Genomic DNA, 25,008 nt, shown 5'->3' with positions numbered 1-25,008 from the left:
TTTTTGCCTCTTCGGTCGCTTTAATGCGGTCGATGTTGTTAAGCATGGTTAATGTTTCACCACCAATCTCACTCACTAATCGCGTTTGGTCTATGATGCTTTGTTCTTTCTCTTTATCGAAGATGTGTTTGAGTTCATTATTGGCATGCTCGGTATCACGACTTAATCCCGCGATATCTTGCTTTTGTTCACTTTCATTGCGGATAATAATGGTGCCGTCTGACACAGCGGAGTGAGTTATTGAGCTTTCACTCTCTTTCTTATTGCGACTTGTTGGTAGTGATGGCATGCCGCTGCTACTAATCCCAGCGCTGCTGCTTTTAACATCGTACTTGGCTTTGTTTTCAATATCACTAAAGCTAATACTGCCTGTATCAAGACGGTTTTGGCTGCTGTTTGGTGCATCCGATGCTATTACACCACCTTTTAAGTCGGTGTTGTTACCAACCTTGATATCAAATCCGCCTTTGCCAGCATATATTCCCGATTGGTCGGTCACGCTTGCCCAATCACTGTTCATTTTTGTTGAGCTTGTTGAGGCATTCACACTGCTGGTACCACCCCAAGAAAAACTGCCTCCCACCGATGTTGAACTGCTTTTTTGGTGATAATGGTCAGTATCTTGTTTAGACTCGATATTTAAGTCATGACCAATATCGGCAACCACTTTGTCACCTTTTACTTGTCCTGCAATGATATTGGCATCATTACCTGTTATCATCGTCACTTTATTTCCAGCTTCTACAATGCTTTCTGTCCAGTCTGTACCATTGCCTTTTTCACGTGATTTACTTGTACTGCCGCTAGCAGAAACAGTAAATCCATTTTTCTGTCCACCAAAGTTATAACCTACGCTCACTGAGCCATTGCTACTTTTCTCTTTGGTTTCTGTTTTAAACGTGTTTTCTTCACCGATAATGTTAATGTCATGATTAGCATTAAGTATTGCGTCATGACCTGCCTGTACTTGGCTTCCCAGTATGTTTATATCCCCACTGTCTTTGTCGCCATTGCCTGTTGCAATAATTGAAACATTTCGACCTGCTGAGACCGATGAACCTACCACGGTATGTTGTTCTTGATTAACAGTACGTTTTGTTTTTTCACTGCCAAGGCTGATGTTAATCCCTATCGAGGCGTCAGGTTGTCCATTTTGTAAATTTGCACCGGCTTCTAATGCCGCATTACTCGCTTGTAATCCGGCCTTAATTTCCATTAATGCTTTGGTTCGTTTGTTCGTTTGATTTCTTGAGTGCTGCAAGGTTTGGTTAGCGTTATAGATATCACTAGCTGTACCAGTAATGGCTACAGTAACACCAGATTTTTGATATTTATATTCTTCTTGATGTGTGGTTTTTGCGTCTAACGCTTCAATATTGACATTTTCGCCTTTCAATCTGATGTTTTGCTGTGCAATGACATCACTACCTTGAATATTGACATCTTTGCCTGCTTGAATATTTACGCTACCATTAGTACTGCCAACTATACTGCCAGCATAGGCTTGCTCGGTATCGGTTTGTTTTAAGTCTTGTTTCATTTTGCCGACAGTGACGCCTAGTCCACCGCTACCCATTAAACCTGATTCTTTCTTAATGGTTTGTTGGTGTTGATAATAGGATTCTTCTGCTGCAGTAATATTGACGTTATTATTTGCCAATAAATTAACATCCTGAGTACCAACCACTTGGCTACCATCGACTGTTAAATCATGACCTGCTTTTATTGTTACACTATCGCCGGAAAGTTCACTACCTTTTTGGGTTGTGTTGTCAATTTCAAGATGATGAATTGTTGATTTTTTGTTTAATATTCGCTTGTTGTCTTTTTGGTGGTGGTCAGTTAATGCTTCATGCTCTTGTGAAGCTAATATGTTAATATCATTTCCAGCAATAACTTTTAGTGACTCATCAGCTGATACAATCGCTGCGTGAGTATTGATATCATTTCCTGCTAGTAGACTAATATTTCCGTTGGATTGTATTTCAGTTCCTACCACATGGGTTTCATCTATATCACGGTAATCTTTTTTGCCAAAATTAGCGTGCGAGGCATTTCCTGTATCTACTTTATTTAGGTTAATATCGTGGCCTGCTTTTATTTGTGTTTGGGAGTCATCACCACTATTAACGATTAAGGCACCATTCATGCTTACATCATTACCAGCATGAATTAAAATATCACCTTGTTTGCTTTGTACTGATGCTACTTTATCAATAACAGTATTACTATTGTGATTGCCACCGTAGGTAATGTCGGTAGTTTTTGTGGTGGTATTTAATAAGATATCTTTTACTGCTAATAATGAAATATTTTCATCAGCGACAAAAGCACCACTGCTTTTAAGGCTATCGTTAGCGTAAACAAAAATGCTGTCACCTTTCCATAGTCCTTCTTGGTCTATGTTTTGTCCGATTACATTGAGTTGATTTTTGGCAAGGACATTTCCGTTGGAGTAAATATCATTTTGACTATTGATGTTGATATTTTTACCAGCAAGTAATGCGCCATCTGTTGATACTTCAGGTCTATTGACAACATAGACTTGAGGCACCAGTACTTGCTCTGGTTTTCCATTTACCATAACAGTTTTACTTACTAACCAAACAATATCACTGGTGAGTTTTTTCATCTGTTCAACTGATAGTGATACGCCTACTTGTAAATGATATTGTTCGGCAAACGAAACACCCGCATCCATCAGCGCTTTATACTGTTCAATATCATTTTCGTGACCGCCTAGATAACGTTGCCCAGTTAGCGCTACTATTTGCTGCTGGATGAGTTGTTGTTCATAGTAACCATCACCCAGTCTTTTTTGAAGTTCATCAGGGTCCATTTTTAATTGGTTAGCCATATAGTCAGAGCTTAACCATTTTTTTCGATTAGTAAAACGTGGGTCGGTTTCAATTAAATAATTACTTTTTGGATCTTTTTTTACTGCGTATAAGCTGTTATTTGGTAAATCAAGATTCGGTTCGATAGACGCAATTGAATTAATTTGGGTCAGTGAACGATCTCCCTGATCAACCTCTACATTTGTTGTCGTTTTGTCACGATCATCAATCGTTGTATTAGAAATGCTTTGATGTTCATCTATTTTACTTGAGCCTAAATCAATCGTGGTTTCAACGATATTATTATAGTCTGATTTTTTCTTTTTTGATGAATATTCTCGTTTAGTTCCCCCATGCCATTCTCTGTCATGGCTAATTTGTTTGCCAGAATCAATGATTCTATCGATACCTTTTTCAGAGATATTATCGAGTGATGCTACGTTTAACTGTAAGGTTCCACCAGCTACAATTTTACTGTTGTTATTGATAACACGATTTGCGTCAATTACTAAATGGTTACCCGAAACAATTTCTGCGGGGTCTGTTTGCGTAATTTGAGTTTGGTAATGCGTTTGTAAATAGTTATATTCAATATATTTATAATTTGATTGACTCGATCCATCTTCATTATAAACGGTTAATATCGGGTATTTATGTTTTCCTTTGCCCTGTTTTACTTGATAATTATTGCCACTGTACCGACGGTTACTGTTTCTGAAAGCAAATTCAGATTTATTTTGTTCACTAACTTTAACTACTTCAGTTTGAATATTATCGTTGATGTTATTAATTTCATTTGCATTAATTATCATATTATCACCCGATTCGATACGCGATGAGTGATTATTAATAGTATCAGCGTTAATTGTTAGTTTACCTAAGCTTAATAATAGTGCATGACTATAATTATTTAATGTTTCTGCATTAATTATAAAGTTATTACGCGCAGCAATAACTGGGGCTTGATTGCCATTGGCACGGTTATTAATGGTTTGGGCTTTTATCTGTAAATCATTACTATAAATTCGTCCTGTTTGAATATTATTCAGTGTGGTTGCACCGATATAGCTATTTTGACCATCTATAATCCCAAAATTTGTTACTATGTCATGCTCAAGTTGTATATCATCACTGCTGATTTCGCCATCTTCATTATTAGTTAGTTGCTTGCTGATTAGATTTACCTTTTTACCAGATAAAATCGTTTTATCATTGGTAATGTTTTGTTGGCTTTCAATCACAATGTTATTATTGGCAATGACTTCGTTTTGATTATGAAATGAATCAGTTAATTTTAAAGTTAAATTATTTTCTGCCAGTAATTGCCCGTCACCACTTAATTTATTTGATTGGATAAATAAATCATGAGCCAAAATTTTTGCGTTTTCATTGACTATTTCATCTGTGTCAAATGATGCTATTTTTTGAATCAGCATATTGGCATTTTTATTAAGTAAACGCCCGCTTTTTAAAATAAGTTGATCTACCCGCCAAACAGCATGTTGATTATCAATTAGGTTAGCAGTAATGGTTGCGGTACCTAAATTTTTTAATTTTGCATTTTGATTATTAATTTCACTGGCTGATAAGGTGATATGTCGATTACTAAATAGCTTTGCATATCGGTTAATTAATTGATTATTTGAAATTAGTGAAATATCTTGTTCGGACAGTAAAGTTGCATTGTCATTATCAATATGATTGGCTTTGATATAAAGGTTACCTTTGGTGCTAATTTGAGCCTCACGATTGAAACTATTTTGGTTTGCAATAAAGGTACTATCTTTTTCTGATAAGGTATTTGCATTTTGTAGGGAGATGTCTTGACCTTGAGCGTAAATATTATCTTTAGCAACGATGGTACTATTGTCCATGTTGATAGTTTGTCCGGCAATCAGATTAATGTCTTTATTTGCAAAAATTTGACTATCGCTAACAATAAGATTGTTTTCAGTTGTCAAATTTACATCTTGGGTCGCTTTGATTACACTTTGTTTAGCACTCAATGCTTTAGTTTTTATATCGATTTGATTGGCGATTTGTTGTCCACCATCTAAATCAACCTTATCTTTACTTTCGACAGCAATTTTTTGATCGGCTAACAGTTTACCTTTAGAGGTTAATTGATGACTACTTACTGTTAATGAACCATGATTATTCAGTTTTCCTGCGCTATCAACACCAGCGGCAATCGTTCCCGATGATGCGTTATCAATTTTGTTTGAACTCAATTTGATATCTTTTTGCGCAACAATAGTGCCACTATTATTGATATTGTTTGTGCTTTTAATATTTATTTCATTTTTAGCGTAAAGTTGTTTATTGTTAATGACACCTTGATTGCTGTTTAATACAATATCTTTATTTGATTGCATGGCGCCATTGTTGACAATTTTTCCGTCAGCGCTAATCATGAGTGATTCACGGCTGGCGCCTAACTCACCGGCGTTATGAACGCCCACTCCTTTTTCAGTACCGACTAAGTTGATTTTGCCTGCATACATGCCACCCAACTGCGATACATCGATAGAAACCTCTGGTTTGTCATGTGTTGTGGTATCCAACGGACTAATCGTTTTTACGTCTAGACTCACGTTGTTACGCCCCGTCACCACATTGGCTTCATTTGCCCAAACTGATGAGTTAATCGATACGCTACGAGCAATTAAATCTGTGTAACTTTGCCTTGAACTATCAAACCCTTTTCCGGTTACAGCAATCTGTCCTTGTTCAACTAAATAACCTTTTAATTCACCGTTTTCTATGACTGGCTTACCAGTGGTTAATGTACCTCTGTTTGCATTAATAAAGCCACAACCATTACAGGTAATACCTGACGGGTTGGCAATGATTACTTGAGCTTTACCACCAGCAACTTCTACTACACCATTTAATTGGCTCGGGTTACGAGAATTGACTTCATTTAATATAATTTTAGCTGGACCACTGACTTTTAGATTCGGGTTACCTTGTATGTAACCACCAATTTGAGTTTGGCTAATTTTATTGCCGTTATTTAAGATCACTCCATTTTGTGACACATCAAATTGCGAGTATTTATTATGAGATAGACCTTTGCTGTTCGGTGCTTGAATATTCACTTGAGTCACACCATTAGCCGTTGAAACCACTTGTGGTTGTTGGTGATGAGAAGCCTGTTGGTCAGGCTTTATATCACTTCCATATGCCGGTGTGCTGAGGGCTACAAAACCTAATGAAATAGATATAAATAAGGTTATCGGTTTAAGTGTAACAAAAAGATTTTCCCTTAATGTATAGCTCGCTGATTTAGCCGTTTTTTCAACCACACTCGGCGTTTTAGCTATATCTGCAACTGCCATTTGTATGTTACGCTTTTTATTAAAAATAACTCGATAGAAGTGCTTATTCATAACTTGTTTCATCCCTTATTTCATTATTTTTGTTATCTGATTAATGTCGTTTTATGCCCTAAAAGTTCCAATTCAAATTGAATCCCAATACTAAAGGATTTGTTTTGAATCCTTTGGGTTTTCTTATTGGCATGCCGGCAAATAAGTCATAATAAATGCCATAATTATTACCTCTTAAACCAATAACACCACCAGTCAAATGACGACCCAATAAGTATTCACTTTTGGCGCCAGATACTTCACCAGTATCGATACCTAAATATGGCTCGTGATTAAATGGTGCTTGCCAACCAAGTTCATTACGCAAATACCATCCACGATCGGCTCTAAGGGTTAATTCACCATCAAAGCCACGAACAGTCCATCGTCCACCAATAGAGAATTGGTCTGGTGATGTTAAGTTGTTCCCTCGGGTATATTGACCTTGATAATCAAGGCGATAATGGAATTGTTGCTCACCTAAATTAAAAGGCACATTGGTTGAAAAATTTAGTGAAAATATATCGGATAACGCACTGGTATTATTTTCCGGATCACTTTCTTCAGGTGCTTTTTTAGCATTAAACCATCTCACTCCTTTTTGATAAGATACTCCGGCATCGATAGTAATATCTTTAATATAGTGTCGATGCTGTAATCCAAGTTGCCAATAAGTTGTTTTGCGTTGCTGGATTTCCATCTCTTTATCATTGATGTAGTTGTGAGATTGGCGTAAAGTGATGCCATAATTTAAGGTCGTTTTTTGGGATTCATTTCGGTGTAAAACGCGGCTAAGTTGAACCGTGGCGTTACGACTGCGACCACTGTACTTATAATCTAAAACTTCACCTGCAATAGTTTGATGATATTTGTTACCCGATAAAGAAGTACTTAACAGCCAATAACCAAAAGGAACTGAATAGGATAATAAAAAGTTGCGTGATCCATATTTACCTTTACCATTTAAGTCATGCCCACCAGAAGCATAAAATGAGTCGCTTAACGATAATAAGTTATCAAGATATAAGGTAATACCACCTTGGTCACGGCCGGTAGTTTTTGTACCTGAATCATCTACCGATAACCCTAAACGCCACATTTTGCTTTGTTTTCGGTCAATGACAATATCACTTTCACCCGGTTTATCGCCAGGAACTAGTTGCATTTGAGCTGTCACGGTCGGTAAGCGCTGTAAATTTTCCAGCCCTTGTTCTATATCACGTAAATTGAGCGATTGATTTATTCTAGCTGGCATTGCGGTGTATAGCTGTGCATATTTGTCACTGTCATCGGTATAAAGAATATTTCTGACTTTACCTTCTACGATCAGTAATTTTAATTCTCCACTTGTTAAATCTTGCTCCGGTGCAACAACACGGGTTGTAATATAGCCATAGCTGATTAATCTGTCTTGTATTGCCGTCATTAATAGAGTAATACCTTCACCACCTAAACACCGATGTTCAGCTTGTTTAGCAAGCTTATTTAAGGGAATGTACCAAGGCAATTTATCTCGTTCGAGCAACTTGACTTGTTTTATGTTGAAACATAAAGATTCAGTTGGGAAGTTAAGTGCATTCTCTTTAGAATCGGGGGGTAATAAACGGATGTCGGGAGAAGCAGGGGTTAAAGAATCTTGTAGTGCTTTTTCACGTTCTTGTTGGTGGATAAGCTGTTTATCACTCAATTCTTTAATGGGTGGAGGTTCAGCCAACAAAGCGGAAAAGGGGTAGGTAACTAATGCTAAACTTAAAATATACTTTTTCATTCGAAAACTTCACAGTCTAATATTTACACAATTATTACACAAAATTTATACAATGATGTTAAAGGCAATAAATTGAAATGTCTATGTTAAATTTGTTAAATATCATAATATGATGATTTTAAATATGATATTTTGTTTTTTTATTACTTAGAAGCTTATTTATTGCCCAAATTTTTACTTTTGCGATTTCAAATCTAGATCCCAACATAATCTGGCAATAAATCGATAAAACCTTTATACTATGCCCTAAATTTTAGTATGACTTTGTAAGTTTGCTAAATTAACCCGTTCTTTAACATCATCAATTGGAAGAAAATTATGCATCCGATGCTTAATATTGCTATTCGTGCTGCTCGTAAAGCAGGTAATGTTGCCATTAAGGCCTATGAAAATCCTAGTTCAATCGAAATTGATACTAAAGGTGCTAATGATTTTGCGACTAATGCAGATCGTGCCGCTGAAGCTTTGATTATCGAAACAATCAAAAAAGCTTATCCAGATCATACTATTATTGCCGAAGAAAGTGGCCTTGCTAAAGGTAGTGATGCTGATACGCAATGGATAATTGACCCAATTGATGGTACTACAAATTTTATTAAAAATATTCCACATTTCGCTGTGTCTATTGCTGCTCGTGTCAAAGGTAAAACCGAAGTGGCGGTCGTTTATAATCCAATGAGTAATGAGTTGTTTACTGCTGCACGTGGTAAAGGTGCTCAACTTAATGGTTATCGTATTCGTGTAAGTAATGCTAAAGATTTAGAAGGTAGTGTGCTTGCAACAGCTTTCCCTTTTAAAGCGAAACAACATAGTGATAGTTATTTTGCAGTTTTGCAAAAATTATTTACTAAATGTGGTGATTTCCGCCGTACTGGCTCAGCTGCGTTAGATCTCGCTTATGTTGCATCAGGCCGTTTAGATGGCTTTTTTGAAATTGGTTTAAAACCATGGGATATTGCTGCAGGTGAACTGATTTTACGTGAAGCTGGTGGTGTGGTTACCGACTTTGCTGGCGGTAACAATTATATGGTTTCTGGTAATATTGTCGCAGGAAACCCGAAAATTGTTAAAGATTTGCTGGTGACGACTCAAAACGATTGGCCAGAAAAATTACGTAATTAATTTTAATTTCTTTCTCTAAATGCAGGGATGTATTGTCCCTGTATCTATACTTGTCATTAACCACGAACAGTAATTTATTGATCTAATGCGGTCATTGAACAATTAACTTGTAAGCCTTGATTATTTAAATAGTCACTGCCCCATAAATACATTGATTCAAGTACTGGTTTTATACTTTTGCCAAAATTAGTTAAAGAATATTCAACTTTAGGTGGTACCACCGGAAAAACCTGTCGATGAATTAAGCCATTTGATTCAAGTTCGCGTAGTTGTTGGGTTAGCATTTTAGCTGTGGCCGTTGGAATTTCTTTGTGTAACTCAGAAAATCTCATGGCGCTTTTGGACATCAATTTCCATAGTATTAGCGATTTATATTTACCACCAATCATATTAATTGTGACATCAACTGGGCAATAGGTAATTGTCTGGTCTTGTTTTTCACAATGGGGGTTGATAATCGAATTATTTTTCACTTGGTTATCTTTACAGTATCTTTTTGGGTAGTATATATCAAAAAGGTGCATTCTTGTTAAAAAGATAATTAATACTACAATATCTACCATACCTAAAATCAAGGAATGCCTCAAATGAAAACTATCGAATATAATTTTTTTGTTGAAGAGATGAGCTGCGCATCATGTGTTAGCCGTGTAGAAAAAGCATTAAGAAAGATTGATGGTGTGATTGATGTTAGTGTAAACCTTGCAACTGAAAAGGCCACCGTTAAGGCTAATGCTGATGTTAAATTAGAAACTTTAATGGCAGCAGTTGATAAAGCTGGTTACCATGCAGTGAAGATTTCCGAGCCGGAAATTCACGCTAAAGACGTGAGTAAGCAAGCATCAGTTTGGCCGATTATTATTTCGGTTATATTAGCACTTCCTTTTGTTTTGCCGATGTTACTTGAATTATTTGGAATTCATTGGATGATGCCCGCTTGGCTGCAATTAGTGATTGCTTCGATTGTACAATTTGGACTTGGCGCTAAATTTTATCGTAGTGGTTTTAATGCAGCTAAAGCATTGTCTGGGAATATGGATTTACTTGTTGCTATTGGTACCAGCGCTGCTTATGGACTTTCTCTTTATCAGCTTATTATTGGTCATGCCGATCACCTCTATTTTGAGTCATCAGTGGTTATTATTACCTTGATCTTGATTGGTAAATGGTTAGAGTCAAGGGCCAAACATCAAACGACCCAAGCGATTGAGGCACTTTCTGCGCTTCGCCCTGAAGTGGCATTAGTTCGACAAGGGGAGCAAGAGGTGAGTTTGCCAATAAGTCAGGTTAAGGTTAATGATGTGGTGGTTATTAAACCCGGTGAGCGAATACCCGTTGATGGTATTGTTCTTGAAGGCGCATCAAGTTGTGATGAGTCTATGTTGACTGGGGAAAGTTTTCCGGTTACTAAAACACTCAATAGTACCGTAACCGGTGGAACTATAAATGGCGAAGGACTATTAATTGTAAAAACAACCGCTATTCAAGCTGATTCTATGTTGTCTAAGATTATTGCTATGGTTGAGTCAGCCCAAGCAAAAAAAGCGCCAATTCAGCGTATTGTGGATCGGATTAGTGCTATTTTTGTACCCGTCATTTTATTGATTGCTTTAATTACATTGCTTGCTTGGGGCTTTATTTCTTATGATTGGCAGCAAGCTTTACTTCATGCGGTTGCGGTGTTAGTGATTGCTTGCCCATGTGCGCTAGGGTTAGCAACACCAACAGCTATAATGGTTGGTACGGGGGTTGCTGCCCGTCATGGTATTTTGATTAAAGATGCCGAAGCACTTGAGACCTTACACAATATTAATACTGTAGCATTTGATAAAACTGGCACATTAACAATCGGTAAACCAGAGTTAGTTGAACTAGATGTGCTGGGCATGGAAAGAGCCGATCAAATTCTTTCTGTTGCAGCATCTATGCAAGCAGGTAGTGAACACCCACTAGCTAAAGCAATATTAGCTAAGGCTAAATCCTACAGTTATGCACAAAATATTACATCAATCGCGGGTTCAGGAGTGATGGCAACGATTGATAGCCATGAATATTATTTAGGCAGTCTGCGTTGGATGAAAACGTTAAATGCCTATTTTGTAGATATGCAGGATAAAGTTAATGAGCTTACGCAAAAAGGTTACACAATTTCATTTTTAGCCAAACAGCAATCAGAAAATAGTATTGTGATATTAGCCATATTCGGTTTTTCTGATGTTATTAAGCCTGAAGCGAAAAGTGCTATTGATGCATTACGTCAATTAAAGGTAAATACGGTTATGTTAACCGGTGACAATCAACAAGCTGCTAATTATGTAGGACAGCAATTAAATTTAGATAAAGTTATTGCTGAAGTTTTGCCTCAAGATAAAGCGAACTATATTTATCAATTACAAAAAGATAGCCAAAGTAATAATAAAGTTGCCATGATTGGTGATGGTATCAATGACGCACCGGCTTTAGCTGCCGCTGATATTGGTATTGCAATGGGGACGGGAACTGATGTCGCAATGCATACGGCCAGTATTACTTTAATGCGTGGCAATCTATTTTTAATTGCCGATGCTATCGATATTTCTCGAAGAACTTATAATAAAATTAAACAAAACCTATTTTGGGCGTTTTTCTACAATTTAATTGGTATACCTCTCGCTGCTTTAGGCTTTTTGAATCCAATGATAGCCGGTGCAGCAATGGCACTAAGCAGTGTGAGTGTGGTGACAAATGCGTTGTTGTTGAAGCGATGGAAAGCTCGTTCTGAATAATTTGATATTTTATAAATTGAGGAGACGGATTGTCTCCTTATTTTTTATTTATAAGGTTAAACCCAACTTGTGATCCTTTACCTTGCTCAGTAACAAATACCTCAACTGCGGTAATGAGTTGTTCATTATAATAAATTAAGGGAATACGCGTGCGCATCCAAGGTGGAATATGATGCTCTTGCCACAATTTTTTTATCGATCGCGATCCCTTGCGTTGAACAATTTGAAATTGTCCTTGAGCATGAAATCGGACTGATACGGTTTCATCATTTTGTGGTAAACGACAAGTTAAATTGGTTTGGTAATTGGGCTGCAATATACCTAAATTATCCGGCAAAGTTAGCGAAGCGGTTAAATCCCAAGGTAAAATTTGTTGCTCAATATCTTGATACAAAGGTAACAAATAGAGCTGATTTTGATATCGACGAATTTGCCAATTATGTAAAATAAATCGCGGGTTAGCATCTTGTTTAGCTTGAATAACCGTATGCCAAATTAGTGAAAGTTGCTTTTGGCTTGGCATTCCAATATGTTGCTCTTTGAACCACATTCGCAACATTGCATTACGTTTATATTCTGAATAATCATATAATGGTTGAAGGTTAAGTTGCTTCTTATCGCCAATAATGTTTTTAAATTCTGGAAATAAAATTTCATGTATTAATGCTTCTTGCTGTTGGCATAACTCTGCACTGCGAGCAACCATTTGTGAAAAATGAGGCCAACGATGATTAAGTGTTGGTAGAACATTTAAACGTAAAAAGTTGCGATCATAATGGTCATCTTGATTACTTTCGTCCTCTATCCAACTTAATTGGTGTTGATTGGCATATTGCTCAATTTCTTGACGTGAAATTGTGAGTAATGGTCGAAGGTGTTGACCATTTTCAAGTGGCATACTTGATAATCCCGCTGGACCACTGCCACGTTTTAAGGCTAGAAAAAAAGTTTCACTCTGATCATCAAGATGCTGAGCAGTACATAAAAATTCATTATTTTTTAAATGTTGATAAATGGCTTGATAACGGGCTTCTCTAGCTTGTTCTTCAATATTGCCTGCTGTTTTATCAAGTTTGACTTTTTCAATAATCAAAGGGACTTGCCAAACTAGGCATTGTTGTTTGCAATGTTCAGCCCAATTATCGGCATTTTGACTCAAACCATGATGGATATAAATTGCTCTGAGTTGTAAATTTTGCAACTGTCGCTTTAAATTGACTAATGCTTGCATTAAAACGGTTGAATCGACCCCACCACTAAAAGCGACTAGTAGCGATTGCCGACCGTTTAGATGTTGTAAAATAGTTTGTTCAATCACATTGTCGCTCTTTGTTTGATGACCCATCTGCTATCCATTTATACTAAACTTTGTAATGCATTAACCTTGTTTTTATGTAGTTTGATTCTATCCAAACCAGCAGCCAAATCGGCAATTAAATCATCAGGATCTTCAAGACCGATATGTAGTCGGATTAACGTACCCGTGAAATCAATGCCGGATATTGGTCGTATTTTTGCTAGATCTTCGGGTTGGTTGGCCAATATTAGTGATTCGAATCCACCCCATGAATATGCCATTGAAAAGTGAGTCATATTATCTAAGAAATCAGATAATTGCACTTCGCTTAAATGATCGTTAAGTACAAAGGAAAATAGACCACTGGCGCCACTAAAATCACGTTTAAAAAACTCATGTCCTTTACAACTTTCAAGTGCTGGATGATTAACGGTTGCCACTTTGGGGTGATTAGCTAACCAATTTGCCACTTTTATACTGCTTTCATGATGTTGTTTTAATCTAACAGCTAAAGTTCGCAATCCTCGTGCTGCCATATAAGCGGTATCTGCATCACACATTTGCCCCATTAAATAAGAACGTTCACGTAATTTATCCCAACAGCGTTGATTGGCAACAGCCGTTCCTAACATGGCATCTGAGTGACCAATTAAATACTTAGTACCGGCTTGAATTGAGATATCAACATCATGCTCTAATGCTTTAAATAAAACACCTGCTCCCCATGTATTATCCATCATAATCACAATTTCTGGGTTTACGCTGCGGATTGCTTTAACAATTGCAGGCACATCATGCAGTTCCATGGTAATTGAGCTTGGTGATTCAAGAAATACCACTTTAGTATTCGGTTTTATATATTTAGTAATATATCGACCAATGAGTGGCGGGAAATAATCAGTTTCCACTCCAAAATCTTTAAGTATATGCTCGCAAAATTCTTGGGTTGGTTCGTAACTGGCTTCTGATACCAGAATATGATCTCCTGCTTTTACAAAAGCTAAAATGGCATTTGCAATTGCTGCTGCTCCACAAGGATATAGGTAACAGCCTGCTCCTCCCTCTATTTCTACCATGGCATCTTGCAAAGCAAAATGAGTTAAAGTGCCACGACGACCGTAAAATAGAGCCCCTTTAGTCCGATTTTCCATTGCTTCTTTTTTGGCTTTGATTGAATCAAAAACTAGCGATGAAGCTCGCTGAATAACGGAATTGACTGCACCTTGGGTATAGCGTTTTTTTCGACCAGCATGAACTAATTTTGTTTGTAATGACATGATGCATCCTTAGTGATCTGATAAATTTCGATAACAGTTAGCATAGCATGCTGTTAAAATAGTAAAAAATAATTTTTGTTTAAACTGGCTTACACACATGGTAATTGTCAAACTAGCCCATTTAGATTCGGTGGAATTAAATTATTCTCTGTTATCACCACAAGTGATTAATGATGCGGAATCGTTAAATGGCACACGTAAAAAACAGTTTTTAGCTTGCCGTTCAATATTAGCGAGTTTGCTTAAACAGTATTGCCATATTGATACTTTACCGACGATGATCATTGGCGACAATAATCGCCCAGGCTTTTTAGATAGTCATCTTCCTGATTTTAATATCAGCCATAGCCAAGATTGGGTAGCCGTTGCAATTTCGCTTAATGGTAAAGTTGGGCTCGATATTGAAGTTTCTCGACAACGTCAAAATTATCTGAATGTTGCCAAAAGTTTTTTTGCTAATGATGAATATCAGTGGATGTTAGCGCAAAGTAATACTTTAAACGCCTTTTGGCAACTTTGGACATTAAAAGAATCGGCGCTTAAATTATATGCCAAAGGGGTTTGGCAAATGAAATTGGTAAAAGTAGATATTGAAAACCAATTAATTAGCGCGCCGTTTGGTCAGCATTTTTATTATCATTATCAACAACAGGCACCAGTTCATCTTGCTGTAAATCATGATAAACCTATCACAAATTTTGTCTTACAATCTTAATGCATTAGCAATTAGTTACTGACAGCTTTTTGATAAACGTAAGGTGGCTGTCCAAACATTAAGCTAATTTAAATCAGATAAATATCTTGAAGAATTTTTCTGTTTTTATCGTCCAATTGATATTCTTTTGCTAACCAATTATCGATAGTGTCATAACGTTTTTTTATTTCCTCAATAGCTGCGGTTAAAAACTCTTTTTTAGCCGCAAAGATGATCTTATGTTTTTCAAGTTCTTCTGGCGATAATTTACTTTTATTTTCGCTAAGTACGGCTTCACGATAGTCGTTTAAATAGCGTTCGGTAAGCAAATAATCTTGCATAACAATTTCTTCACTCACACCTAATGCGAATAAGGTTAAAGCGACACCGATACCAGTTCTATCTTTACCTACAGCACAGTGTTGGACTAAAGGTCTTCCGTTAGCATTAAGTAATAGTGATGTTAACTTTTTATACGCGAGATTATTAAAAGGTAACAATTGATAAAGCTTAACCATAAAATCAAACGGTGAGTATTTTTTTAACACAAAAATATCCTGACCTTGTTCACTCGTTAAGCTTGCTGTAAATTCATCACTTAATGGATTGGCTGGGATATTAATATATTGGCTATTGTTCCAAAGATTATCTGGATGACGATCGATTTCATGTTGATCGCGATAATCTAAGACATAATGTAAATTAAGCTCATCAGATAAAAAATCTTTTTCATCATCACTTAGGCGTGAAAACTCACCTGAACGATACAACATTCCAGTTCGAATTTGGCGACCATCACTAGTTTTAATTCCACCTAAGTCACGAAAATTAATTCCATTTTTGATCGGTACAACTGATGTCATTATAGGTCCTTATTTATGCTTAACTTTGCTTGCTATATTAGCATGTTTCTGATTAGAATTGATTCATTGTTTTCGCATTATTATTGCTTGAGGAATTTATTATGTCGATGTTATCTATATTACTTTCGGAAAAACCTGCTCCATCAAAGTGGGGTAAAGATGCATTACTCAGTTTTTCAGAAGATGCTGTTACTATTCATTATCGACCTGAGCATCGGCATGGTGCTATTCAACGAGCTGCACGAAAACTAGATAATCAAGGTATTAGATCGGTTAAATTGAGTGGTGACAATTGGGATTTAGAGTCATGTTGGCATTTTTGGATGGGTTATCGTAATGCCAAGAATAATAATAAAATCAGTTGGCCAAAGCTAAGTAATAAAGATAAACAAGAACTAAAAAATCGCTTAGCCATTATTGATTGGTGTCGAGACATTGTTAATCAACAAGCGGAAACATTAAGCCCTTTCGAACTGGCAACGCAAAGTGCAAATTTAATTAGCCATTATTCCTCTGATGTAGCTTATAACATTATTTCAGGTGAAGCATTAAAAGAGCAAGATTATATGGGGATCTACACAGTTGGCAAAGGGTCTCAACGATCGGCTGCCTTGCTTGAGCTTGATTATAATCCTACTAAAAATCCTAAAGCACCAATCATTGCTTGCTTAGTTGGCAAAGGCATTACTTTTGATTCAGGTGGATATAGCTTAAAACCAAGCAGTTTTATGGAATCAATGCGATCGGATATGGGGGGAGCAGCATTGGTGACGGGAGCGCTAGCCCTTGCGATTGCACGTGGAGTTAAACACCGTATCAAACTTTATTTATGCTGTGCAGATAATTTAGTAAGTGGTAACGCTTTCAAACTTGGCGATATCATTCGTTATCGTAATGGTAAAACAGTGGAAGTTGATAATACCGATGCCGAAGGGCGTTTGGTTTTGGCTGATGGATTAATTAGTGCTGATAGTGATAACCCCAATTATATCATTGATTGTGCAACCCTTACTGGGGCAGCAAAGATTGCTGTAGGTAATGATTATCAATCATTACTTTCATTTGATGACAAATTTGCTAATCAGTTATTAGCAAGTAGTCAAGCTGAACATGAAGCCTTTTGGCGATTACCATTAGCTGATTTTCATCGAGCCCAATTCCCATCTTCATTTGCAGATATGGCAAATTCTGGATTACCGAACACCGCTGGTGCAAGTACAGCAGCGGCATTTTTATCCTATTTTATTAAAAATTATAAAAAAAATTGGCTCCACATTGACTGTTCAGCAACCTTTCGTAAAAGCGCAACCGCATTATGGGCAACAGGTGCAACAGGTATTGGTATAAGAACACTTGCTAATTTATTAAGCAAATTGTATTAAATTGTAATAAAATTGAATCGCTAAGTTATTTATAAATATATAAGGAATGAGGAATAGTATGAAAAAGTTATTAACACTGATAACCCTTTTATTTTCAGTTTCTGTCTATGCAAGTGATTGTAAAACAGAATTTGAAAAAGAAAATTTTGAAAAAGCTTTTGAGGCATGTACAAAAGAAGCGCCGAATGGTGATTCTGTTGCACAGTTTTATTTAGGGGTTATGTATGATAAAGGCGAAGGTACTGAAGAAGATAAACAAAAAGCTTTTAATTGGTACTCTAAAAGTGCTGAACAAGGTGACTCTGATGCGCAATTTAATTTAGCAGTTCTGTATGATGATGGCGAGGGTGTAGAGCAAGATAAAGAAAAAGCTGTATTGTGGTACACAAAATCGGCAGAACAAGGTGATGCCGATGCTCAGCATAATTTAGCTATTATGTATGATGAAGGTGATGGTATAGCTCAAGACAAGAAAAAGGCAGCATTTTGGTATAAAAAAGCAGCAGATCAGGGCAAAGCTGAATCAATGAATAATTTAGCTGTTATGTACTATGAGGGCGAAGGTGTTGAAAAAGATAAAGCTTTAGCCAAAAAGTATCTAAAACAAGCTTGTTCATTGGGGCTACAAATTGCTTGTGATAATACTTTGTAGAAATAATTAAATAAATTAGAAAAACTATCTTCAATATGAAGATAGTTTTATACAAAAGCATTTATTTCAATTAATTGAAAAGCGTTTGATTATCTTTAATCTTGATAATTAAAGGTGAATTTAAGAATTATTTATAATATTTATCAATAATTTTATAGGTACTAAATTTCTAATTAAGCTATTGTTGATTATAGTGAAATAAGGAAAGCCATGAAAAAAATATTATGGATTATATTATTATTTTTTCCCGCCGTTCACGCTAGCCTGTGCGAACTAAATTTTCATAAAATAAATTTTGAAAAGTTTTTCGCTCAATGTCATCAAGAAGCAGAACAAAATAACCCTAATGCTCAATTCAATTTAGCACTTGTATATGATGAGGGTAAAGGCGTTGGGCAAGATAAACAAAAAGCAGCTTATTGGTATACTAAAGCGGCAGAACTAGGTCACCTTGAAGCCCAATTCAATTTAGCGCAGATGTATTATCAAGGCGATGGAATTGAGCAGGATAAACAAAAAACTCTTTTTTGGTACACTAAAGCTGCAGAACAAGGTTACTTAAATGCTCAAAACAATTTAGCGGCTATGTATTTTAATGGTGAAGGAACCGAAGCGGATAAACAAAAGGCATTTTTCTGGTTTGAAAAAGCGGCCGCACAAGGTAATCCTTTTTCACAGTACAATGTCGCCATCATGTACTATAATGGTAACGGAGTGGAGCAAAATAGATCGTTAGCTAAAGAGTATTTCAAGCAGTCTTGTGATCAAGCTTTTCAAAAGGCTTGTGACGAATTAGAAAAATAATACTATTATTTGATGATTTGAGAAAAACCACCTTAAATCATTAAGATGGTTTGCATGAAATATTTATTGGTTTTAAATAAACTTATTGTTTATCTTCAACAACTGTAACTTTTTTAATATAAACTGGCTCAACAGGCACATTTTGATGTGGTCCCATACGTTTAGTTGGTACATTCACAATTTTATCAACAATATCCATTCCTTTGGTGACTTTTCCAAAAACAGCATAGCCGTATTTTTCTGGTCCTTGGTAGTTGAGGAAATCGTTATTCACAACATTAATGAAGAATTGGCTAGTTGCGCTATCTACAGCATTGGTTCTTGCCATTGCGATAGTTCCACGATCATTTTTTAAGCCATTATTAGCTTCATTTTTGATGGGTTGTTTAGTTTCTTTAAATTTTAATTGATCATCAGCACCACCACCTTGAATCATAAATCCAGGAATGACACGATGGAATGTTAGATTTTCGTAATAACCACTATTAGCATAATCAAGAAAGTTTTTCGTAGTGATTGGAGCATGTTCGCTATCTAACTCAACTTCAATATCGCCCATGCTGGTTTGAATTAATACTTTAGTATCAGCCAAAGTAATGGTTGAAAAGAGGGTTAATAATATTCCTATAAATAACACTTTGATTTTTTTCATTTTATGAATCCTTATTATTATATTGCCGGCAAATTATACCTAATATTGGTTTAATTGAAATCATAAATATGCAAAATCAATTAAAATTTTGTGTGGTAAATCGCAATATTTTTCTAAACCAGTAAAAAATGACTTATATTCACTATAATCCAGAATATTATTAAATTTATATTCTTCTTTATGACTATTTTTAAACCATTAATTAGCTCAAAAACCCCGTTCCTCAACTTTTTTCTGAATGATGATGCGATGTATTTTATGTAATATGCCTTTGGTGCTATCTCACCATGGAATTTGCAACCAATGTATAGAAAACTTACCGAAGCTAAATAAAGTTTGCCATCAATGTTGCCTTCCTCACTCATTATCAACAAATGAATGTTACCGATGCCGAGAGAAAAGACCTTATTGGGATGAAATGGTGGCTGTAACAGGCTATATCGATCCATTAAAAAAATTAATTCAACATTTAAAATTTCATAATAAAATCGAATTAACCAACGCATTAGCTAGGTTAATGTTTTTAGCCTGGTATCAACGTCGATTAAGTGATGGTCTTGCTAAACCTGACATTGTGACTTGTGTCCCTTTACACCATTTTCGTTATTGGTCTAGAGGTTTTAATCAAGCGGCATTATTGGCTAAGCCAATAGCTAGATGGTTAAATCGAGAATTTAAGCCTTACCTATTGTCGCGAAAATTTGCAGCTCGCGATCAGAAGAACCTATCGCTTAAGCAAAGAATGAGTAATGTAGAAACACTTTTTCGATGTCACTCTGATTTAACCAATCAATCGGTAATGCTTATTGATGATATTGTTACTACCGGTAATACGATAAATGTTATTAGCCAGCAATTAAAAGAGAGTGGTGCCGCTTATGTGCAGGTAGTTTGTTTGTGTCGGACCGTCTTGTAAAATCCAAAACACCCCCTATAATAACCAAGAGAGTAAGTCAACTATTATCGATGATGTTGAGGATTATCAATGTCAATCGTGTCAAAGTGAGGGATTATGTCTATTATTACCATTTCTGAATCAGCTCAACAACATTTTAAAAAATTGCTTGCTAATCAGCCTGATGGTACTCAAATTCGGGTTTTTGTTATTAATCCTGGCACGCCATCTGCTGAATGTGGGGTTTCCTATTGTCCGGCAGATACTGTTGAAGATGGTGATATCGAAGAAGAACAACAAGCAGGTTTTTCTGTTTATATCGATGAAATTAGTGCACCTTTTTTAGAAGAAACCGTGATTGATTATGTGACAGATGAATTAGGTTCACAGTTAACTTTAAAAGCGCCAAATTCAAAAATGAAAAAGGTTGCGGATGATGCCCCATTAATTGAGCGCGTTAATTATGTTATTCAAGCTCAGGTTAATCCTCAATTAGCTAGCCATGGCGGCCATGTTAGCTTAGTAGAATTGACTGAAGATAATTATGCTATATTGCAATTTGGTGGTGGTTGTAATGGTTGTTCAATGGTTGATTTTACTTTAAAAGAGGGTATTGAGAAGCAATTGCTTGCGGAATTCCCTGAATTAGCAGGCGTTAAAGATATTACTGAACATCAAGCGGGAAGCCATTCTTATTGTTAAAAATTTTTCGATTTAAATCTTGCTTATTGCTGGGATTAAGTCATAATCGCATGATGTCTGCCAATTCACTTTATGATGGGGTTTTATGAATCAAGTTAGTATTATTTCAGATCTTATCGTTTGGATTGAAAAAAATTTGGAGCAGCCCTTATCTATTGATAATGTTGCCCAAAAATCAGGTTATTCAAAGTGGCATTTACAACGGATGTTTAAAGAAGTAACCGGTCAAGTGCTCGGTACTTATATTCGTCACCGCAGATTAACTTATGCGGCATTATCTTTGCGAATGACAAGCAAACCTATTTTAGATATTGCTATGCAATATCGTTTTGATTCACAACAAACTTTTACCCGATCTTTTAAAAAACAATTTAATGAAACACCAGCCAGCTATCGACGAGGTGAATTTTGGGATCCAACTGGCTTAACCCCGGCTATTGAATTAAATAAAAATCGACTCTCTTTACCTGAACCTAAATTCGTTAATATGCCAAAGCAAACATTTTGGGGAATTTCATATAAGAATAACTGTAATTTGAGCCAAATTTTAGATGAAGAAAATAAATTAAGATCGCAGTTTTTTCATAATTATCTGTCTCATTATGAGAACAAGAGTGAATGTTTACCCGACAAAATCTTTGCTTTTAGTCGTATTTTAAAAAGTAAAGATAATGCTAATGAGCAAGAACTTTTATATACCATTGCTTTAGATCACAATAACAATTTGGAGCATATTGAGCCTTTTGTTAGTGAAGGTGGTTTATATCTTTGTTTTAAATATATTGGTCCACCAGAAAATTTTAGTGATTTTATTTCTCAAGTCCATTTAGCGGCGATGCCAGCCTTAAAAGTGCGATTGCGTAGTTCAAGCTGTTTAATTGAAATCCATCATAATCACCATGATGATTCTGTAAAATGTTTTGAAGATATCCTTAGCATGGAATGTGATTATTGTGTCCCTGTTGTGGCGGATGAAGAAGTCAATATTCAATCAAACCTATCGTTATAACATGCTATCGTCATGAATATTGACGATAGTTTTTAGTCATTAGAGTTCAATAAAATCTTTTCTAGCCATGCTTTAAATTCAGGTGTTGCTTCTTTTAAACTGTTTGAACCTCTGGTGACTGTTGCAATACCGATTTTCAGTTGATCTTTAAGCTGGCGCTGATTAATTGATCCATCAAGTAATGAGCGTACAATTTTGACTCGTGTAATTAAAGCATCACGTTCATCAGATGTCATCAGTAGTTTTAAAATATCTAATGAATAACCGTTATTAAATGCTTGGTGTAATATTTCAACCGTTTGGTTCCATTCTTTAGTTTTCATGTAATGCACCATTAGTATTGTCTATTAAATTCTTTTTTTGTCAGTATATGTGGGGTTTGTTCCCCTAAAATGTGCTGATAAATATAATCATATACTAATACACTTTTGACATAATTTCGTGTTTCATTGAAAGGAATACTTTCAATAAATTCGACTGCATCAAGCTTTCCGTTGCTATTATTCAACCATTTTTTTACTCGGCTTGGACCTGCATTATAGGCTGCTGAAGATAAAATACGGTTATTATCATTTTGTAAATAAACGCTGTTTAGAAAATAAGTGCCTAATTGTACATTAGTCATAGGCTCAAATAATTGGTTTGGTGAATTATAGCTAATGTTGGTGACTTTTTTGGCCGTTTCTTTTGCTGTTGCTGGCATTAATTGCATTAAGCCACTTGCTCCGACAGGAGACTGTATTGCTGCATCAAAAGCACTTTCTTGACGCGTGATGGCTAAAGCGTAAGATAGCGGAATAGCTTTATCTTTTAAAGCTTCATTATATAGCTTTTTGTACATGATGGGTAATCGTTCTGTCCAATTATCCCATAATTTTCCAGATATTGTTGCTTGAATACTAAGATCTCCCCAGCCCTTGTGGTAAGCATATTGAGCTAAATCGAGATATTCATTTTCTTTTGCTTTAAGTATATAACGCCATTCTTGTTTTGATTCCGCTAGCATACCTAAAAACCTTAGCTCTTTGATTCGAATGGCAAATGGTTTTTGATCATATTTGGCTTTCAAAGAATTTACTTCTGTTGTTGGCAGTTTTTTAGATAAATTGTTGATTATATATGGTTGATTAAGTGCTTGAGCACTGATCATTCCATAAAAACCTCGGTTGTTGCTCAATGTTTTTAAAATATTTTTGGCTTCATTGGTTTTCTTATTTTTAAGTAATACTCTGGCTTGCCAGTATTGCCATTCTTCTTTTAATTGGTCTTCTGGCTTTAATTGTTTTATCCAATGAGCAATATCTTTGTAGTTATTTGCATCAATAGCCATGCGAATACGTTTTTCAACTAATGCAGTATCATGGCTTTTAGTTAGGTAATTATCTCGCCATTTGCTCTGTTCTGTTGTTACTGAATCACTAAAATAGCTATTTGCTAAGCTACTTTGTAATCTATTTTGTTCCTCATCAGTTAGATTCTGTTTTTTTATCAGTTGTGGTAATAATGCTGCCGCAAGATTTTTGTCGGCTTTGACTAAACGAGGGTAAGATGCTAAGACTATTTTTTTGGTAAATGTGCTGGTTTTAATGTTTTTGGAAAATTCGTCAAGTTTTCTTGGATTATCAAGCACGGCCAATAAATAATTTGTTTGATTATTGTCATCTAATAAGTTGGTTAAATGACGAGCGAGTTTTAAATTATTGCTTTCAAACGCAAGCTCAATACGAGATAAAATAAGATTTGATGTACGTTTTCCACTTTTTGACCATGCATCCAACAATGGATCACACGCTGAAGGTAATTCTTTCCCTGTTAACCATAGCGATTCGACACTATCTAAAACCGATTTGTCATTATTTTTTTGTAATTTTGCATATTGATATCGACAATTAGAGCTAATTGAATTGTCTTTAGGAAAAGAGACTATGGCATTCCAATCTTTGCGATTTGATAGTTCATTCAAATAAGCTTGAGTTAATGATGAAGTTAATGGAAAGTCATCATATTTTTTTACAAAACTACTGACGAGTTGTGGTGGTACCGTTTTGATATTTTTTTGAAAAAACTGCACAGCCGCATAAGGATAAAGTGAGTAATTATTTAATTGTTTTAGTAATGCTTGTTGCTCATCATAGTTTAATGATTGATAGGTGTTTTGCCATCTTTGATAATTTTGGCGCAACTCATGTTGTGATGCTTCTACAAATAGACTGTTTGCCAATAAAGTGCTTGATATTAAACACCAACGTATTACTAAATTCATTCCTTAACTCCAGTATCAAATTAGCCTATTAGATTAGCATATTTGGTTATATTTCGTCGATGATGAACTGATAACTTAATTCCCACTAAAATAGTCAACTAAATACTTGACTAAAATTAAAGGATATATAAAATATTTATTATTAAATATAGAGGAATGATTAATGAAATTGACATCAAAAGGGCGTTATGCGGTTACAGCTATGTTAGATGTAGCGCTGCATTCTGGTTCCGGCCCTGTATCACTTGCTGATATTTCAGAACGTCAGGAAATTTCACTATCTTATTTAGAACAACTTTTTTCTAGGTTGCGTAAAAATGGTCTAGTCTCAAGTGTAAGAGGTCCTGGCGGAGGTTATGTACTTGGCCGTAGTATGGATCAAATTGCGATTAGTTCGATTGTTAAAGCAGTAGACGAAACTGTTCATGCAACCAGATGCCATGGGCATACTGGATGTCAAAAAGGTGTAAGATGCCTTACTCATAGTTTATGGAATGATTTAAGTGAACGAATAAACGATTTTTTGACCAGCATCACGTTAAGCGAACTAGTGAATAATCAGGAAGTAAGAGCTGTCGCAAATCGACAAAGTCATCTCCATCACGCCAGAATTAATTAAAGAAATAGAATACAGAATTTGTAATTGGGAGTAATT

Annotated in this window: 19 protein-coding genes; 10 read left to right on the top strand and 9 right to left on the bottom strand. The window is 35.8% G+C overall.

Annotated elements, in window-relative coordinates; translation table 11 throughout:
- Together J3U23_RS09845 and J3U23_RS09840 are read right to left on the bottom strand one after the other, a co-directional pair.
- The coding region (locus J3U23_RS09845) for a hemagglutinin repeat-containing protein (RefSeq protein WP_267339147.1) at window positions 1-6,229 on the bottom strand (6,229 nt) is incomplete at its 3' end.
- 58 nt (window positions 6,230-6,287) lie between these two features.
- Window positions 6,288-7,976 (bottom strand): ShlB/FhaC/HecB family hemolysin secretion/activation protein, encoded by a 1,689-nt coding sequence (locus J3U23_RS09840; RefSeq protein ID WP_267339145.1) that lies wholly within the window; start codon window positions 7,974-7,976, stop codon window positions 6,288-6,290.
- A 318-nt stretch (window positions 7,977-8,294) separates the two neighbouring features.
- On the opposite strand from J3U23_RS09840, the gene suhB reads away from it, so the two are divergent.
- Window positions 8,295-9,098 carry an inositol-1-monophosphatase gene (gene suhB / locus J3U23_RS09835; RefSeq protein ID WP_065734990.1) on the top strand — a complete coding sequence of 268 codons (804 nt, stop codon included), beginning with the start codon at window positions 8,295-8,297 and terminating at the stop codon, window positions 9,096-9,098.
- A gap of 74 nt (window positions 9,099-9,172) precedes the next feature.
- Here the strand turns inward: suhB and J3U23_RS09830 are convergent, their stop codons facing one another.
- Window positions 9,173-9,487, bottom strand: coding sequence for a winged helix-turn-helix transcriptional regulator (locus tag J3U23_RS09830; protein ID WP_416379940.1), 315 nt, complete (start codon window positions 9,485-9,487; stop codon window positions 9,173-9,175).
- A 198-nt stretch (window positions 9,488-9,685) separates the two neighbouring features.
- On the opposite strand from J3U23_RS09830, the gene J3U23_RS09825 reads away from it, so the two are divergent.
- Complete coding sequence (locus J3U23_RS09825) at window positions 9,686-11,863, top strand: heavy metal translocating P-type ATPase (protein WP_267339143.1); 2,178 nt, start codon at window positions 9,686-9,688, stop codon at window positions 11,861-11,863.
- Between the two features lie 37 nt (window positions 11,864-11,900).
- Here J3U23_RS09825 and tilS read toward each other — a convergent pair whose 3' ends face one another.
- Window positions 11,901-13,208 (bottom strand): tRNA lysidine(34) synthetase TilS, encoded by a 1,308-nt coding sequence (tilS, locus tag J3U23_RS09820; RefSeq protein ID WP_267339141.1) that lies wholly within the window; start codon window positions 13,206-13,208, stop codon window positions 11,901-11,903.
- An 11-nt stretch (window positions 13,209-13,219) separates the two neighbouring features.
- Window positions 13,220-14,437: a cystathionine beta-lyase gene (gene metC, locus J3U23_RS09815; RefSeq protein WP_065734987.1), complete on the bottom strand. Its 1,218-nt coding sequence runs from the start codon at window positions 14,435-14,437 to the stop codon at window positions 13,220-13,222.
- Window positions 14,438-14,534: 97 nt separating this feature from the next.
- Between metC and J3U23_RS09810 the strand changes: the two genes are divergently transcribed.
- Complete coding sequence (locus J3U23_RS09810; protein WP_065734986.1) at window positions 14,535-15,152, top strand: 4'-phosphopantetheinyl transferase family protein; 618 nt, start codon at window positions 14,535-14,537, stop codon at window positions 15,150-15,152.
- Between the two features lie 68 nt (window positions 15,153-15,220).
- On the opposite strand, the gene J3U23_RS09805 is transcribed toward J3U23_RS09810, so the two are convergent.
- A complete protein-coding gene (locus J3U23_RS09805; RefSeq protein WP_267339139.1) occupies window positions 15,221-15,994 on the bottom strand; it encodes a tyrosine-protein phosphatase in 774 nt (257 codons plus the stop codon).
- 101 nt (window positions 15,995-16,095) lie between these two features.
- Between J3U23_RS09805 and pepB the strand changes: the two genes are divergently transcribed.
- The 3 genes from pepB to J3U23_RS09790 all read left to right on the top strand — a co-directional run bounded on the left by pepB (window position 16,096) and on the right by J3U23_RS09790 (window position 18,832).
- A complete protein-coding gene (gene pepB / locus J3U23_RS09800) occupies window positions 16,096-17,376 on the top strand; it encodes an aminopeptidase PepB (RefSeq protein WP_267339138.1) in 1,281 nt (426 codons plus the stop codon).
- A gap of 58 nt (window positions 17,377-17,434) precedes the next feature.
- Window positions 17,435-18,028, top strand: a complete 594-nt coding sequence (locus tag J3U23_RS09795; protein ID WP_267339136.1) for a tetratricopeptide repeat protein — start codon at window positions 17,435-17,437, stop codon at window positions 18,026-18,028.
- 210 nt (window positions 18,029-18,238) lie between these two features.
- Complete coding sequence (locus J3U23_RS09790; protein ID WP_065734982.1) at window positions 18,239-18,832, top strand: tetratricopeptide repeat protein; 594 nt, start codon at window positions 18,239-18,241, stop codon at window positions 18,830-18,832.
- A gap of 82 nt (window positions 18,833-18,914) precedes the next feature.
- Here J3U23_RS09790 and J3U23_RS09785 read toward each other — a convergent pair whose 3' ends face one another.
- On the bottom strand, window positions 18,915-19,484 hold the full coding sequence (locus J3U23_RS09785) for a peptidylprolyl isomerase (protein ID WP_220225316.1): 570 nt from the start codon (window positions 19,482-19,484) through the stop codon (window positions 18,915-18,917).
- A 244-nt stretch (window positions 19,485-19,728) separates the two neighbouring features.
- Between J3U23_RS09785 and J3U23_RS09780 the strand changes: the two genes are divergently transcribed.
- The 3 genes from J3U23_RS09780 (at window position 19,729) to robA (ending at window position 22,090) form a co-directional block, all read left to right on the top strand.
- Window positions 19,729-20,400: a phosphoribosyltransferase family protein gene (locus J3U23_RS09780; RefSeq protein ID WP_267339133.1), complete on the top strand. Its 672-nt coding sequence runs from the start codon at window positions 19,729-19,731 to the stop codon at window positions 20,398-20,400.
- A gap of 102 nt (window positions 20,401-20,502) precedes the next feature.
- Window positions 20,503-21,081, top strand: a complete 579-nt coding sequence (nfuA, locus tag J3U23_RS09775; protein WP_065562971.1) for a Fe-S biogenesis protein NfuA — start codon at window positions 20,503-20,505, stop codon at window positions 21,079-21,081.
- An 85-nt stretch (window positions 21,082-21,166) separates the two neighbouring features.
- Window positions 21,167-22,090, top strand: a complete 924-nt coding sequence (robA, locus tag J3U23_RS09770) for an MDR efflux pump AcrAB transcriptional activator RobA (protein ID WP_065562955.1) — start codon at window positions 21,167-21,169, stop codon at window positions 22,088-22,090.
- Window positions 22,091-22,122: 32 nt separating this feature from the next.
- Here robA and trpR read toward each other — a convergent pair whose 3' ends face one another.
- Together trpR and sltY are read right to left on the bottom strand one after the other, a co-directional pair.
- Window positions 22,123-22,413, bottom strand: a complete 291-nt coding sequence (trpR, locus tag J3U23_RS09765; protein WP_218058433.1) for a trp operon repressor — start codon at window positions 22,411-22,413, stop codon at window positions 22,123-22,125.
- A gap of 11 nt (window positions 22,414-22,424) precedes the next feature.
- The gene (sltY, locus tag J3U23_RS09760) at window positions 22,425-24,353 is read right to left on the bottom strand and encodes a murein transglycosylase (RefSeq protein ID WP_220225315.1); all 1,929 of its coding nucleotides are present in this window, start codon (window positions 24,351-24,353) and stop codon (window positions 22,425-22,427) included.
- Between the two features lie 163 nt (window positions 24,354-24,516).
- Here sltY and iscR point away from each other — a divergent pair, with 163 nt between their 5' ends.
- Window positions 24,517-24,972 (top strand): Fe-S cluster assembly transcriptional regulator IscR, encoded by a 456-nt coding sequence (gene iscR, locus J3U23_RS09755; protein WP_267330548.1) that lies wholly within the window; start codon window positions 24,517-24,519, stop codon window positions 24,970-24,972.
- Window positions 24,973-25,008 lie beyond the last annotated feature (36 nt).

Source organism: Gilliamella sp. B3367 (genome assembly GCF_026536825.1).
GTDB classification, from domain to species: Bacteria; Pseudomonadota; Gammaproteobacteria; order Enterobacterales; family Orbaceae; genus Gilliamella; species Gilliamella apicola_E.
The sequence above is the reverse complement of the archived record's forward strand: the minus strand, read 5'-3'. Positions and strand labels throughout refer to the sequence as shown.

What these genes read in the sequence shown, in the direction of transcription:
- J3U23_RS09840 (WP_267339145.1), bottom strand. Translation starts at nt 7,976, where the DNA reads ATGAAAAAGTATATTTTAAGTTTAGCATTAGTTACCTACCCCTTTTCC.
- suhB (WP_065734990.1), top strand. Translation starts at nt 8,295, where the DNA reads ATGCATCCGATGCTTAATATTGCTATTCGTGCTGCTCGTAAAGCAGGT.
- J3U23_RS09830 (WP_416379940.1), bottom strand. Translation starts at nt 9,487, where the DNA reads ATGATTGGTGGTAAATATAAATCGCTAATACTATGGAAATTGATGTCC.
- J3U23_RS09825 (WP_267339143.1), top strand. Translation starts at nt 9,686, where the DNA reads ATGAAAACTATCGAATATAATTTTTTTGTTGAAGAGATGAGCTGCGCA.
- tilS (WP_267339141.1), bottom strand. Translation starts at nt 13,208, where the DNA reads ATGGGTCATCAAACAAAGAGCGACAATGTGATTGAACAAACTATTTTA.
- metC (WP_065734987.1), bottom strand. Translation starts at nt 14,437, where the DNA reads ATGTCATTACAAACAAAATTAGTTCATGCTGGTCGAAAAAAACGCTAT.
- J3U23_RS09810 (WP_065734986.1), top strand. Translation starts at nt 14,535, where the DNA reads ATGGTAATTGTCAAACTAGCCCATTTAGATTCGGTGGAATTAAATTAT.
- J3U23_RS09805 (WP_267339139.1), bottom strand. Translation starts at nt 15,994, where the DNA reads ATGACATCAGTTGTACCGATCAAAAATGGAATTAATTTTCGTGACTTA.
- pepB (WP_267339138.1), top strand. Translation starts at nt 16,096, where the DNA reads ATGTCGATGTTATCTATATTACTTTCGGAAAAACCTGCTCCATCAAAG.
- J3U23_RS09795 (WP_267339136.1), top strand. Translation starts at nt 17,435, where the DNA reads ATGAAAAAGTTATTAACACTGATAACCCTTTTATTTTCAGTTTCTGTC.
- J3U23_RS09790 (WP_065734982.1), top strand. Translation starts at nt 18,239, where the DNA reads ATGAAAAAAATATTATGGATTATATTATTATTTTTTCCCGCCGTTCAC.
- J3U23_RS09785 (WP_220225316.1), bottom strand. Translation starts at nt 19,484, where the DNA reads ATGAAAAAAATCAAAGTGTTATTTATAGGAATATTATTAACCCTCTTT.
- J3U23_RS09780 (WP_267339133.1), top strand. Translation starts at nt 19,729, where the DNA reads ATGCGATGTATTTTATGTAATATGCCTTTGGTGCTATCTCACCATGGA.
- robA (WP_065562955.1), top strand. Translation starts at nt 21,167, where the DNA reads ATGAATCAAGTTAGTATTATTTCAGATCTTATCGTTTGGATTGAAAAA.
- trpR (WP_218058433.1), bottom strand. Translation starts at nt 22,413, where the DNA reads ATGAAAACTAAAGAATGGAACCAAACGGTTGAAATATTACACCAAGCA.
- sltY (WP_220225315.1), bottom strand. Translation starts at nt 24,353, where the DNA reads ATGAATTTAGTAATACGTTGGTGTTTAATATCAAGCACTTTATTGGCA.
- iscR (WP_267330548.1), top strand. Translation starts at nt 24,517, where the DNA reads ATGAAATTGACATCAAAAGGGCGTTATGCGGTTACAGCTATGTTAGAT.